14 protein-coding genes are annotated in these 13122 nt (G+C 46.5%); 10 read left to right on the plus strand and 4 right to left on the minus strand.

All coding sequences use genetic code 11. The features are described from left to right. The first annotated feature begins 23 nt into the window (after positions 1–23). The 3 genes from dhaL (at position 24) to KNQ08_RS02205 (ending at position 1584) form a co-directional block, all read left to right on the plus strand. Positions 24–626, plus strand: a complete 603-nt coding sequence (gene dhaL / locus KNQ08_RS02195) for a dihydroxyacetone kinase subunit DhaL (RefSeq protein ID WP_029341247.1) — start codon at positions 24–26, stop codon at positions 624–626. Then, entirely contained in the window at positions 619–987 is a 369-nt protein-coding gene (gene dhaM / locus KNQ08_RS02200) for a dihydroxyacetone kinase phosphoryl donor subunit DhaM (RefSeq protein WP_023467765.1), read from the plus strand. Before dhaL ends, dhaM begins: the two co-directional genes overlap by 8 nt. A 132-nt stretch (positions 988–1119) precedes the next feature. After that, positions 1120–1584 (plus strand): GNAT family N-acetyltransferase, encoded by a 465-nt coding sequence (locus tag KNQ08_RS02205; RefSeq protein WP_214804480.1) that lies wholly within the window; start codon positions 1120–1122, stop codon positions 1582–1584. A 194-nt stretch (positions 1585–1778) separates the two neighbouring features. Here the strand turns inward: KNQ08_RS02205 and glpK are convergent, their stop codons facing one another. From glpK to lexA, 4 genes are all read right to left on the minus strand, one after another. Beyond that, entirely contained in the window at positions 1779–3281 is a 1503-nt protein-coding gene (glpK, locus tag KNQ08_RS02210) for a glycerol kinase GlpK (protein ID WP_047391182.1), read from the minus strand. Between the two features lie 43 nt (positions 3282–3324). Next, positions 3325–4026 (minus strand): MIP/aquaporin family protein, encoded by a 702-nt coding sequence (locus tag KNQ08_RS02215; protein ID WP_149427048.1) that lies wholly within the window; start codon positions 4024–4026, stop codon positions 3325–3327. 186 nt (positions 4027–4212) lie between these two features. Beyond that, positions 4213–4683 carry a metal-binding protein gene (locus tag KNQ08_RS02220; RefSeq protein WP_058704278.1) on the minus strand — a complete coding sequence of 157 codons (471 nt, stop codon included), beginning with the start codon at positions 4681–4683 and terminating at the stop codon, positions 4213–4215. Between the two features lie 31 nt (positions 4684–4714). Next, positions 4715–5329 carry a transcriptional repressor LexA gene (gene lexA / locus KNQ08_RS02225; RefSeq protein ID WP_023467770.1) on the minus strand — a complete coding sequence of 205 codons (615 nt, stop codon included), beginning with the start codon at positions 5327–5329 and terminating at the stop codon, positions 4715–4717. 211 nt (positions 5330–5540) lie between these two features. On the opposite strand from lexA, the gene yneA reads away from it, so the two are divergent. The 7 genes from yneA to KNQ08_RS02260 all read left to right on the plus strand — a co-directional run bounded on the left by yneA (position 5541) and on the right by KNQ08_RS02260 (position 13108). Continuing rightward, the gene (gene yneA, locus KNQ08_RS02230) at positions 5541–5828 is read left to right on the plus strand and encodes a cell division suppressor protein YneA (RefSeq protein ID WP_023467771.1); all 288 of its coding nucleotides are present in this window, start codon (positions 5541–5543) and stop codon (positions 5826–5828) included. Between the two features lie 45 nt (positions 5829–5873). Further along, positions 5874–6527, plus strand: a complete 654-nt coding sequence (locus KNQ08_RS02235) for a YneB family resolvase-like protein (RefSeq protein WP_029341251.1) — start codon at positions 5874–5876, stop codon at positions 6525–6527. A gap of 113 nt (positions 6528–6640) precedes the next feature. After that, positions 6641–6877, plus strand: a complete 237-nt coding sequence (locus tag KNQ08_RS02240; RefSeq protein ID WP_023467773.1) for a DUF896 domain-containing protein — start codon at positions 6641–6643, stop codon at positions 6875–6877. Between the two features lie 273 nt (positions 6878–7150). After that, positions 7151–9121, plus strand: coding sequence for a transketolase (gene tkt, locus KNQ08_RS02245; RefSeq protein ID WP_244290112.1), 1971 nt, complete (start codon positions 7151–7153; stop codon positions 9119–9121). Between the two features lie 124 nt (positions 9122–9245). Further along, positions 9246–9476 carry a YneF family protein gene (locus KNQ08_RS02250; RefSeq protein WP_012370001.1) on the plus strand — a complete coding sequence of 77 codons (231 nt, stop codon included), beginning with the start codon at positions 9246–9248 and terminating at the stop codon, positions 9474–9476. Positions 9477–9596: 120 nt separating this feature from the next. Continuing rightward, on the plus strand, positions 9597–11348 hold the full coding sequence (locus KNQ08_RS02255; protein ID WP_214804482.1) for an ABC transporter transmembrane domain-containing protein: 1752 nt from the start codon (positions 9597–9599) through the stop codon (positions 11346–11348). After that, entirely contained in the window at positions 11345–13108 is a 1764-nt protein-coding gene (locus KNQ08_RS02260; RefSeq protein WP_058705250.1) for an ABC transporter ATP-binding protein, read from the plus strand. The genes KNQ08_RS02255 and KNQ08_RS02260 overlap by 4 nt, the downstream gene beginning before the upstream one ends. Positions 13109–13122 lie beyond the last annotated feature (14 nt).

Consider the following 13122-nt stretch of genomic DNA (forward strand, 5'->3'; position numbering starts at 1 on the left):
TTAGATAAACGGGGTGTACAAAGATGAAGTTGACGACGGAACAGTTACGAAGCGCGCTCATCAAGGCAGCGGAACAGATTGAACAGCACAAGGATGAATTGACGGACCTTGACCGGGAAATCGGTGACGGGGACCATGGGATCAATATGTCACGTGGCTTCCAAGCAGTCCAAAAGACGTTAGAAGAACACGGCGAGTATGAGGACTTAGGAGCTTTATCGAAAGAGGTCGGGATGACGCTGATCAAGACGGTCGGTGGGGCATCCGGTCCTTTGTACGGCACGGCATTCGTTAAGTTCGCTGGTGCGTTCAAAGGGAAAACAGAAGTTGAAGGTGCAGAACTCGCGGATGCTTTCCATGAAGCGACGGAAGGCATCAAATCGCGTGGGAAATCGGAATTCGGTCAAAAGACGATGGTCGATATTTGGACACCGTTCCAAGAGGCGCTCTCGCAAGAAGGGGATTTGAAAGCGGCAATCGATCAAGCGCTTGCTGATACGAAAGCGCGCATCGCAACGAAAGGGCGTGCGTCTTACTTCGGTGAAGCGACGGAAGGCGTCCAGGACCCAGGTAGTCTATCGAGTGCGTTGTTACTCGGCGAAATCGCGGAGGTGCTTCATGGTTAATCTTGTACTCGTTTCCCATAGTGAAAAGCTTGCGACTGGACTAAAGGAACTGTTAGCAGAGATGGCACCGGATACGCCAGTCTTAATAGCAGCAGGTCTTGAGGACGGTAGCATTGGAACGGACGCGACGCGAATCGAAGAAACACTGAATACACTGGACGATGATGGAGTCGTTTTAACGGATATCGGTTCTGCGACGATGAACACGGAACTGGCCCTTGAACTATACAGTGGCGAACGGACGGTTCGGTTTATCGACGCACCACTCGTCGAAGGCGCGTTTTTAGCAGCTGTTCTTAGCGGACAGTCGAAATCCGTTGATGAGATTGAAGACGGATTGAAAAAAGAGTTTAGCAAATAAGGATCAAATCCCCTTTGCTTCAATGCAATGGGGATTCTTTCATATCTGAATGAAATGGTGCTATGAAAATTGTTATCATAATGCATGTACATAAATAGGACAGTAAAAGAATGTAAAGAATGAGGTGAGTTCTTGAGTTATACGTTAAGGAAAGCAGACACTGAAATCAAAAAGCAGACATTCATCCCCTTATTATTACTGGCTGATGAATCTATCGATAAGATTTATGAATATTTACCTAACGGTGACCTGTATTATCTCGAAGATTCATCTGGGCATGTAGTGGGTGTTATTGCTATGACCAAAATTAATCAAGATACAATGGAAATAAAAAACGTCGCCATCAAAAAAGAACAACAGGGTCAAGGGTTAGGAAAGAGGATCATCTCATTAACGCTCGAACAATATATGGAACAAGAGTATCATCATTTCATCGTAGGAACGGCTAATTCGAGTATTGATAATTTAGCTTTCTACCAAAAGCTTGGTTTCCGGCTATATGATATAAAAAAAGATTTTTTTCGGTCGTATCCAGAGGAAATCTGGGAGAACGGAATACAGGCGATCGACATGATCATGCTAGAGAAAAATGAGTGATCCACATTATATATGGAAAGGAATACATGTGAACTCCTCTATGCGAAAGAGTAGCACAAAGAATTATGATGTATGTGCTGAGGCGACACTTTTGAGTTTGGTGTTAGAAAAATGACTTTTAAAATGACTTTATTGTAGTTTTTATAAGACAGTGAAAACCCGGTCCCTCTGCAAAAGGGACCGGGTTAATTGTTTTATTTCGATGGTTTGAAGACCATAGTCGCTTCCACCGCTTTTTGCCATCCAGCATAGCGTTGTTCACGATCGTCTTCTTTCATCTCTGGTTTGAACTGGTGATCCAGTTTCCATTGTTTTTTGATCTCCGCTTTATCTTTCCAGTAACCAACAGCTAATCCAGCCAGGTAGGCTGCACCGAGTGCTGTCGTTTCGTTAATTTCTGGACGATCGACAGGAACGCCGAGGATGTCCGATTGGAACTGCATCAAGAAGTTATTCGCTACTGCACCACCGTCGACACGAAGTGTCTTCAGTTCGATACCAGAATCTTGTTCCATCGCTGTCAATACATCGCGTGTTTGATAAGCGAGTGATTCAAGCGTTGCCCGAACGAAATGCTCTTTATCTGTTCCTCGTGTTAACCCGAAGATTGCGCCACGAACATCTGAATCCCAGTATGGCGCACCGAGACCAACGAAGGCAGGAACGACATAAACACCGTCTGTTGAGTCGACTTTCGTTGCGTAACCTTCTGAATCTTTCGCATTTTTCAGCATCCGGAGTCCATCACGGAGCCACTGGATCGCAGAACCAGCGACGAAGATTGAACCTTCCAGCGCATATTCCACTTTTCCATCGACGCCCCAAGCGATCGTTGTCAAAAGACCGTGATCAGAAGAAACAGCTTTCTCACCCGTGTTCATGAGCATGAAGCAACCTGTTCCGTATGTGTTTTTCCCTTCACCTGCTTCAAAGCACGTTTGACCGAAGAGTGCGGCTTGTTGGTCACCCGCAATACCAGCGATGGGCACTTCGTAACCGAAGAAATGATACGGTACCGTTTTGTCGTAGACTTCACTCGACTGACGAACTTCTGGCAACATGGAAGCAGGAACACCGAGGATATCGAGTAACTCTTCATCCCATTTTTGTTCGTAGATATTGTACATCAACGTCCGTGAAGCGTTCGTGTAGTCCGTGATGTGCGTTTTTCCACCAGACAGTTTCCAAACGAGCCACGTATCGATCGTACCGAAGAGCAATTCACCGTTTTCCGCCTGTTCACGCGCACCTTCGACATTATCGAGGATCCATTTGACTTTCGTCCCAGAGAAGTAGGCATCAATCAAAAGTCCTGTCTTATCGCGGAATTTCTGGTTCAATCCTTGTTCTTTTAAGTCATCACAGATACCAGACGTTTGACGCGATTGCCAAACGAGTGCGTGATAGACGGGTCTGCCTGTTTCTTTGTTCCAGACGACTGTCGTTTCACGTTGGTTCGTGATGCCGATTCCAGCGATTTGCTCAGGTTTGATATCTGCTGTACCGAGTGCTTCAGCCATGACAGCAAGAATCGAACCCCAGATTTCGTTTGCATCATGTTCGACCCAGCCTGGTTGCGGGAAGTACTGTTTGAATTCCCGTTGTGCCGAGTTGACGATTTTCCCATCGTGATCGAAGATGATCGCACGTGAGCTTGTCGTACCTTGGTCGAGTGCTAGGATATACTTGTTTTCCATTTCGAAATCCCCCTTGAGCGGTATGTGTTAGTGAGACGTGATCTTAGTAGATTAATTGATAGATGAACACGGCAATCGCTCCACCGATGATTGGACCAACGACAGGAATCCATGAATAGCCCCAGTCAGATGAACCTTTATTCGGAATTGGTAGGATAGCGTGCGCAATACGCGGTCCAAGGTCACGAGCCGGGTTGATGGCATACCCTGTTGTACCACCGAGCGATAGACCGATGACGACGACGAGTAAACCGACGATGAGTGGTTTTAAGCCGTCTCCGAACGTCGTTAAACCGAGTGCCAAGATACCGAAGACGAGAACGAATGTCCCGATGATCTCAGAAATCAAGTTCGACGGCGTATGACGAATCGCTGGACCTGTTGCGAACACACCGAGTTTTGCAGCTTGATCATCAGTCGCTTCAAAATGTTTCATGTAATGAAGCCAAACGAGAATGGCGCCGATGAAAGCTCCGACAAGTTGTCCGGCAATGTAGATCGGAACGTCTGCCCACGGTAGGTCAGAGTTCAAAGCAAGTGCGATCGTCAATGCGGGGTTCAAGTGTGCTCCACTTTCAGCAGCTACGAATGCTCCTGTCATGACGGCAAGACCCCAAGCGAACGTGATGACGATCCATCCGCTGTTTTCCGATTTCGTCTTTTTCAAGACGACACCGGCGACGACTCCATCCCCGAGCAGGATGAGGATCATCGTACCGATCATTTCCAATACAAAGTTATTCATGCAAAAACCCTCCCTTTGGATTAAAGCAGATAATGGCCTTTCTACTTTAAATTACTCCGATTTGAGAACGTTTTCAATACATATAATTGAAATATAGGAATGGAAATTTTTTATTTTGATGTTTAAAGATACGTAAAAGTGGATAAGAAAACACCTCTTACTGCCTGCAAGCAAGCAAAAGAGGTGTTACCGACGACGTTTTTTTCTTTTTTTAGGTCGAAACCAACTGCTGGAATAATCTAGTAGGATATGAATCGTGCTGGCTACGATGATGCCAATAACAAAAGCTGGCAGGGAAGCGAACCACGAATCAATCGTAGCAGAATCAAGAACCTGAAAATATAGACTTAAAAATAGTAGCGGAATCAGAATCGCAGCACTATAAAGAAGCCGAATGATGTCTCCGATGATCAGTCCATGCGACCAGATCGATCGGTGAGGCATGATCTTGACATACGGCATCCACAAGACTCGAAATGGTCCAAAGCGATAATAAGGTTCTGACTTTAAATCGAGGTCGGGTGACAACCAAAGGGTACCGACAGCGATACCGATGGCGGTTGGTAACCAATCGGTTTGTTGCGTTGCGACCGAATACGCAACGTAACCCGTCAGTGCGACGGTATTGACGGTATCATGTACATTTCCTGAAGGCATGAAAAAAGACCAGTCGTAACTGGTCCCTCCGTCAATGAATCGTCCGATACACGCCGATTACCTTACCAAGAATGGAGACATTATCGAAATACATCGGATCCATCGAGTCATTTTCTGGTTGTAAACGTACCTGTTGATCTTCTAAGAAGAACCGTTTCACCGTCGCTTCGCTATCTTCGGTCATAGCTACGACGATTTCTCCGTTTTCTGCTGTGTTTTGTTGGCGCACGATGACACGATCGCCGTCAAGAATACCTGCATTAATCATCGATTCACCATCGATCGTCAACATGAAGACCGTTTCGTTTCCTACATAATGTGCAGGGAGCGGGAACTGTTCTTCGATATTTTCAATCGCTGTAATCGGAAGACCCGCTGTGACTTTCCCGATGACGGGAACATGGACGATGGCTTCCGTGATTTCTTCAGGCTTATCAAGCAATATCTCAATCGCACGTGGTTTCGTCGGGTCACGGCGAATCATTCCCCGTTTCTCGAGTCGATCCAAATGACCGTGTACCGTCGAGCTAGACGCGAGTCCGACTGCTTCTCCGATTTCACGAACTGATGGTGGATACCCCTTCAGTTTCACTTCAGAGACGATGTAGTCGAGAATCTCTTGTTGGCGCTTAGACATTTTCCGCATACGAATTGCCACCTCTTTCTGGATTGAAGTTTGAAATGTAAGAATATATGTTTCTAGATTCACTATAACATAGAACAAATGAGCGTACAAACAATTGTTCGACATTTTGTGTTGACCGAACACGGGTTCTGTGTTTATTATGAGTTATGCGAACAATTGTTCCGCGAACATTTATTCTAACTCATTCATTTCATATTTGGAGGGATTCATGATGATTCATACGATTCGTACTCATGCTTTTTCAATTCTCTTCTATGCATTAAGTATTGCCTTCGTGATCTTTTTACTCACACCGCGCCCGGATGAAAAAGTGGCGCAACTAATGACTGCTTCCGTTACGGTCGATGAGAACGCTACAGTTGAACAAATCGCTGAAGTCTACAATGACGGTTCGATGTCAGATGAAGAATACGTCAACTGGTTGATTAAAAATAATGATGTCGAGACAAAACACGTCATCTCAAAAAGCAAAATCGTTGTACCAATCGCACAACAATGACAAAATGGAAAAGTTGTGAAAGAACGAACAGGGATGTGAGGTACGATGAAGGTCGTGATTTATTGTCGGGTGTCGACCGAAAAAGAAGCACAAGATAGTTCGATTGAACGCCAACGGATGGAACTTTCGAAGGTTGCGTCTCAAAAGGGTTTTGATGTCGTGGATGTCGTCTCTGAAAAAGAGAGTGGATATGACGTCGATCGGGAAGGGATGCTGACGGTTCTTGATCATGTGACACGTGATGCGGTAGATGCGGTCCTCGTAACGGATGACACACGGATTGGTCGAGGGAATGCGAAAATCGCTATTTTGCACACGTTTAAGAAGCACGGTGTTCGGTTGATGACACTTGATTCCGATGGAGAATACCAACTTGCTGATGCAGAAGCGATGGTCCTTGAGATCGTCTCACTCGTGGAAGAATATCAACGGAAACTGCATAATGCAAAAATCGCGCGCGGCATGCGGCGAGCGGTCGAACAAGGCTTTCGCCCGGAACGAAATCTGAATCGCCAAGGAGAGAACGCCGGGCGTAGCCGAAAGGACGTACCGATCGAAGAAATCGTACGTCTCCGTGAACTCGGACTGACGTTTTCAGATATCGCCATTACGCTTCGCGGGATGGGACATGATATTTCAAAGGCAACGGTCAATCGTCGATACCTTGAATACCGCGAATTGACGCCTAGCCCGGAATGAGAAGCAAGTAACCCGTCGACTGACGCGGTTAACTTGCTTTTTTTAGTAAGCTCTTTTACAGTAAGAATACAATTGAACTACTCAAGTTTGAGTCGTACAGAAAGAGGGATTCCATGTTATCACAAGAACAATTAGATCGAATCAACGCATTAGCGAATAAATCAAAAGTCGAGCCGTTATCAGAAGCAGAAGCGGCAGAGCAAAAAGAGTTACGTGCAGCGTATCTCGCAGCATTCCGTGGATCGTTCAAAAACCAACTCATGGGCATGAAGATCGTCGATGAAGAAGGTACGGACGTAACACCAGAGAAATTAAAACAAGCACAAGAAGAAGAACGGAATAAACAATAATCGTTTGTTTCTTCTATAGAAGAAAGAGGTTCGCGTTAAGCGGACCTCTTTTTTGTTTAGCGCTGTTAGATGAGGAAACATTGCACGATAGCAATACATCTTAATAACGATCTTTCATCAATTCATGCATCCTGTATGAGTCGATAGAACGGCTATAGATAGCGCATTCATTTTAATGTGATATACTATTTAGAAAAGTTGTATCACATTTAAGAGTGTGCTAAAATGAGTAGGAATTTGTGAAAAAGAGAGAGGATGATTGTTTTGACGAACATGACGACAGTAGAACAATTAGCAATTAATACGATTCGTACCTTATCGATTGATGCCGTGCAAAAGGCGAACTCGGGTCACCCAGGTATGCCAATGGGAGCAGCGCCGATGGCATTCTCGCTTTGGGCGGATCATATGAACCACAACCCTAAAAATCCAGAATGGTTCAACCGCGACCGTTTTGTACTTTCAGCCGGACACGGTTCGATGCTTCTCTACTCACTCCTCCACCTATCGGGATATGATCTATCAATGGATGATCTTAAATCATTCCGTCAATGGGGATCAAAAACACCAGGTCACCCGGAATACCGTCACACGGCTGGTGTAGATGCGACAACAGGTCCACTTGGTCAAGGGATTGCAATGGCAGTTGGTATGGCGATGGCAGAACGTCATCTTGAAGCAAAATACAACCGTGACGATCTCAACGTCGTCGATCACTTCACATACGGAATTTGTGGAGATGGAGACTTAATGGAAGGTGTCTCAGCTGAGGCGGCTTCACTCGCAGGTCACCTTGGTCTTGGTAAATTGGTCGTATTGTACGATTCAAACGATATCTCACTTGATGGCGATCTCGATAAATCATTCTCTGAAAACGTCCAGAAGCGCTTCGAAGCGTACAACTGGCAAGTCATTCGCGTAGAAGACGGAACGGATATCGATTCGATTTCGAAAGCAATCGCGGCGGCACAAGCAGAGACGACAAAACCAACGTTGATCGAAGTCAAGACAGTCATCGGCTTCGGTTCACCGAACAAGTCAGGGAAATCGGCTTCTCACGGTGCACCACTCGGTGAAGCGGAAATTAAATTGACGAAAGCTAGCTACATTTGGGATCACGAAGAGTTCTACGTCCCTGAAGAAGTCAAATCATTGTTCGACGAGCGGATCGTCCAACGTGGTGCTTCTGCGGAAGACGCATGGAACGAAACGATGAAACAATACGAAGCAGCGCATCCAGAATTGCATGCGGAACTCGTTCGCGCAATCGCAAACGAATTGCCAAGCAACTGGGAAGCAGATCTTCCGACGTACGACTTGTCATCGAAAAAAGCGACACGTCAAACGAGTGGTGAGGTCTTGAACGGTCTTGCGAAGAACGTTCCGACATTGTTCGGTGGTTCAGCTGACCTTGCAGGATCGAACAACACGATGCTCAAAGGCGAAGCAGACTTCGACATTGACCCAAGCGGTCGTAACATCTGGTTCGGTGTACGTGAATTCGCAATGGCTGCTGCTGTCAACGGTATGGCACTTCACGGTGGCGTCATTCCTTACGGTGCGACATTCTTCGTCTTCTCGGATTACCTCCGTCCGGCGGTTCGTCTTGCTGCGTTAATGGGACTTCCATCAATCTTCGTCTTGACGCATGACTCGATCGCTGTTGGGGAAGATGGTCCAACACACGAGCCAGTTGAGCACTTGATGAGCTTCCGTGCAATGCCGAACGTCACGATCTACCGCCCAGCAGACGGAAAAGAGACGATCGCAGCATGGAAAACAGCGGTTCAAGCAAAAGACAAACCGACACTTCTCGTCTTGACACGTCAAGGTCTTCCTGAACTGGAAGGTACGACGACAGAGGGCGCTGAAAAAGGTGGTTATGTCATCGCTGGTGACGTCACGAAAGCTGATACGCTCTTAATTGGTACGGGTTCAGAAGTTCACCTTCTTGTCGAAGCACAAAAAGAACTTGGTGAATCAGCAGCTGTCGTTTCGCTTCCATCATGGGAAGTATTCGAAGCACAGTCAGCAGAGTACAAAGAATCAGTTCTTCCGAAACACATCACGAAACGTGTAGCGATCGAAGCAGGGGCTTCACTCGGTTGGTACAAATATGTAGGAACAGAAGGACAAGTCATCGGAATCGATCGTTTCGGCGCATCTGCTCCTGGAGACTTCCTCTTGAAAGAATACGGCATGTCTGTTGAGAACGTATTAGCGACAGTCAAGCAACTCGGATAATCACTTCCGGAAAAAACGGGTCCGATCTTACGTCGGGCTCGTTTTTCATCTATTATCATCTATGCAAACAATTGGAATTATAGTATAGTAAAAAGCGACGTTTTAAGTTAGAGGAGGAAGCAACTTGGCTACATGGATTTGGATTTTAATTGCCCTTCTTTGCTTGGTAGCAGGTGTCGCCCTTGGTTTCTATATCGCTCGTCGATACATGATGAACTACTTGGAGCAAAACCCACCAATCAACGAAGATATGATTAAGACATTGATGATGCAAATGGGTCAAAAGCCATCACAAAAGAAAGTCAACCAAGTGATGCGTTCAATGAGTGGTTCAATGAAATCACCTAAAAAATAAGCTGTACGAAAGGGGACCAAATGGTCTCCTTTTTATTTGCTATTTTTTAGAAAGAGAACTAATCTAAAATGTGAGACTATTTCAAATAATCATAGGATTTAAAAAAGGGGGGAGACTTGAATGGGAGTCTTCAGGAAACTCGGTTGGTTTTTCCGACGAGAATGGAAAGCGTATAGTCTTGGGGTCGTCTGCTTGATTTTTGTAGCAGCGTTAGAACTCATTCCACCGAAGATCATCGGGACGACAGTCAATGGTCTAAGCGAGGGGAGCTTGACGAAGAATGATTTGATTCGTCTCGCAGGTACATTGTTGCTCATCGGGGTCGCGACGTATTTCATTCGTTATTTTTGGCGTTTTCATATCTTTGGGGCATCGATTCGTCTCGGTCGATTGTTACGCAGTCAACTGTATGGTCATTTTTCAGATTTGGATCAATCGTTCTATAAGAAATATCGGAGTGGAGATTTGATGGCGCATGCGACAAACGACGTACAGGCGGTATCGATGACAGCGGGTGCGGGTATTCTAACGCTCGTCGACTCGGTGACGATGGGGAGCTTCGTCATCATCACGATGGTCACGACGATCAGTTGGAAATTGACGCTCGTATCACTTCTACCGATGCCGCTGATGGTTTACTTAACGTCACGCTACGGGAAAATGTTACATTCGCGTTTTCATGACGCGCAGGAAGCCTTCTCCGACTTGAATGACAAGGTCGCGGAAAGCATTAGTGGTGTCCGTGTCTTAAAAGCAACAGGAGAAGTGGAGTCTGATGTACAGACGTTTACGGATCTATCGGATGACGTCGTCCAAAAGAACCGTCGTGTCGCAAAAATCGACGCGCTGTTTGACCCGACGATTTTTGGATTAGTCGGTCTATCGTACATCATCGCTGTCGGATACGGTGCGTATCTGTTACAACAAGGCGAAATCCGAATCGGTGACATCGTCTCATTCACTACATATCTTGGTTTATTGACATGGCCGATGCTCGCCTTCGGTTGGTTGTTCAACATCGTCGAACGTGGTCGTGCTTCTTACGATCGGATCGAGCGGATGCTTGCGATCGAACCGGAAATTAAAGACGCGAAGGAAGCAGCGACAAGTGTTTCCTCACCAGAACTCTACGTTGGGATTGAGCGTTTCATCTATGATACGCAACCGGTCTTACAAGACATCGATGTGACGTTGAAGCCCGGTAAATCGCTCGGCATCGTCGGGAAGACGGGTGCCGGGAAATCGACGTTCGTTCGCTTATTGTCTCGCGAATACGACGTCAAACAAGGTGCCATCACGATTGGTGGACGAGACATCAAACAATTGACACGTGACACCGTCCGTCGTCAAGTGGCGATCGTTCCACAGGATCATTTCTTATTCTCGGCGTCGATTGCCGACAATATTGCTTTTGCAAAACCGGATGCATCAATGGAAGACATCATGGAAGCGGCACGTATTGCAGCAGTCCATGAGGATATTCTTGGATTTAAGGAAGGGTACGCGACGATGGTCGGGGAGCGTGGGGTGACGTTATCCGGCGGTCAAAAACAACGGATCTCGATTGCCCGAGCATTATTAGCGGATTGTCCGATTTTAGTGCTCGATGATGCCTTGTCTGCGGTCGATGCCAAAACCGAGGAAGCGATCATCCATCACTTCCGCACGGCGGATCACGATCAGGCACAAATCATCGTTGCCCATCGCCTGTCGGCTGTGTCGCATACCGATGAGATCATCGTCCTTGAAGACGGTCGGATCATCGAACGGGGCACGCATGAACAGTTACTCGCCCATGACGGTTGGTATAAAGAGACGTACGATCGCCAGCAACTAGAATCACTTGTTGAACAAGGAGGGCGTTCCGAATGAATCATGATATCAATGAAAAAGCCGTCCTGAAGCGATTGCTTGATTTCGTCAAACCGTTCAAAAAGCAAGTCAGCATCGCCTTCATCCTGCTATTCATCACGACAGCAGCAAAACTCGGGGGACCGTATCTCGTCAAGATTTTCATTGATGAGTATGTTGCACCAGGGACCTATCCAGTACAGGAAGTCGCACTTTTGTTTACAGCGTACTTGTTACTGCATACGACAGGGATCATCGTCGATTACTTGCAAGCGTTCGAATTCCAAAAGATTGCCTTGCAAGTCATTCAACGCTTACGCATTGATGTGTTCCGGCATGTCATGCACTTACGGCTTGCCTATTTTGACCGGACGCCTGCCGGAGTGCTCGTGTCCCGGATCACGAACGATACGGAAGCGATCAAGGAGCTCTACATCGGTGTCTTGTCGACATTCGTACAAAGTGGTGTCCAGTTGATTGGAACATATATCTTCCTCTATCTACTAGAGCCGCGACTCGCGACGATCGCGTTACTATTGTTACCACTATTTTATTTCATCATTTGGATTTACCGGAAGTATTCGACGAAGTATTACGCGGAAGTCCGCGATTTACTATCGAAAATCAACGCCCAACTGAACGAATCCATCAACGGCATGGCGATCATTCAACAATTCCGCCAAGAAAAACGCTTGATGGCAGAGTTCGAGGAGACGAACGTCGCCCACCAGAATGGACGTTATAAGAACTTGAAGCTCGATAGTTGGTTACTGCGACCAATCATTGAATTGTTACTCGCCATTTCAATTGCGACACTCGTGACGTATTTCGGTGTCCTATCTTTCTCACAAACGGTCCAAGTCGGTGTCGTCTATGCCTTCATCAGCTACATGGAGCGGATCTTCCAACCGGTTCAGCAAATCATGCAACGGTTATCCGAGTTCCAGCAAGCTGTCGTCTCAGCAGACCGTGTATTCAAGGTCCTCGATACGGATGAGCCGGAACCAACGAAACAACTCGAAGGGGATGCACGAGTATCGGAAGGACATATCGTCTTTGAAGACGTGCGCTTTAGTTATGACGGAGAGAAAGATGTCTTGAAAGGGATTTCGTTCGAGGCGAAAAAAGGACAGACGATTGCCCTCGTTGGTCATACGGGAAGTGGAAAAAGTTCGATCATCAATATCTTGATGCGTTTTTACGCGTACCAATCGGGTCGGATCTTGATCGATGGTCAACCGCTTGAGCAGTTATCAGAAGAAGAACTACGACAGCATGTCGGACTCGTGTTGCAGGATTCATTCTTGTTCACAGGAACGGTCGCTGACAACATTCGATTATTCGATAGTTCGATTTCCTTTGATCGTGTCGAAGCGGCTGCTAAATTCGTACAAGCTGACGGATTCATCAATCAACTGGACCAGCAATATGACAGTCCCGTTGCGGAACGGGGGGCGACGTTCTCAGCTGGGGAACGTCAGTTGATCTCCTTCGCACGCACGATGGCGCGGGATCCGAAAATCCTGATCCTCGATGAAGCGACGAGTTCGATCGATACGGAGACAGAGGAGAAAGTGCAAGTCGCACTTGAACGGATGCGTCAAGGGCGGACGACGATTGCCATTGCCCACCGTCTATCGACAATTCAAGATGCAGATTTGATTCTTGTATTGCATCAAGGGGAAGTGATCGAGCAAGGAAATCACCAAGAATTAATCGCACAAGATGGTCTGTATAAGAAGATGTATCAGTTGCAATCCGGTCATGTCACGGTCTCTTAAAAAAAGACATAAAA

Source organism: Exiguobacterium sp. s46 (genome assembly GCF_018618875.1).
GTDB classification, from domain to species: Bacteria; Bacillota; Bacilli; order Exiguobacteriales; family Exiguobacteriaceae; genus Exiguobacterium_A; species Exiguobacterium_A abrahamii.

What these genes read in the sequence shown, in the direction of transcription:
- dhaL (WP_029341247.1), top strand. Translation starts at nt 24, where the DNA reads ATGAAGTTGACGACGGAACAGTTACGAAGCGCGCTCATCAAGGCAGCG.
- dhaM (WP_023467765.1), top strand. Translation starts at nt 619, where the DNA reads ATGGTTAATCTTGTACTCGTTTCCCATAGTGAAAAGCTTGCGACTGGA.
- glpK (WP_047391182.1), bottom strand. Translation starts at nt 3,281, where the DNA reads ATGGAAAACAAGTATATCCTAGCACTCGACCAAGGTACGACAAGCTCA.
- KNQ08_RS02215 (WP_149427048.1), bottom strand. Translation starts at nt 4,026, where the DNA reads ATGAATAACTTTGTATTGGAAATGATCGGTACGATGATCCTCATCCTG.
- KNQ08_RS02220 (WP_058704278.1), bottom strand. Translation starts at nt 4,683, where the DNA reads ATGCCTTCAGGAAATGTACATGATACCGTCAATACCGTCGCACTGACG.
- lexA (WP_023467770.1), bottom strand. Translation starts at nt 5,329, where the DNA reads ATGCGGAAAATGTCTAAGCGCCAACAAGAGATTCTCGACTACATCGTC.
- yneA (WP_023467771.1), top strand. Translation starts at nt 5,541, where the DNA reads ATGATTCATACGATTCGTACTCATGCTTTTTCAATTCTCTTCTATGCA.
- KNQ08_RS02235 (WP_029341251.1), top strand. Translation starts at nt 5,874, where the DNA reads ATGAAGGTCGTGATTTATTGTCGGGTGTCGACCGAAAAAGAAGCACAA.
- KNQ08_RS02240 (WP_023467773.1), top strand. Translation starts at nt 6,641, where the DNA reads ATGTTATCACAAGAACAATTAGATCGAATCAACGCATTAGCGAATAAA.
- tkt (WP_244290112.1), top strand. Translation starts at nt 7,151, where the DNA reads ATGACGACAGTAGAACAATTAGCAATTAATACGATTCGTACCTTATCG.
- KNQ08_RS02255 (WP_214804482.1), top strand. Translation starts at nt 9,597, where the DNA reads ATGGGAGTCTTCAGGAAACTCGGTTGGTTTTTCCGACGAGAATGGAAA.
- KNQ08_RS02260 (WP_058705250.1), top strand. Translation starts at nt 11,345, where the DNA reads ATGAATCATGATATCAATGAAAAAGCCGTCCTGAAGCGATTGCTTGAT.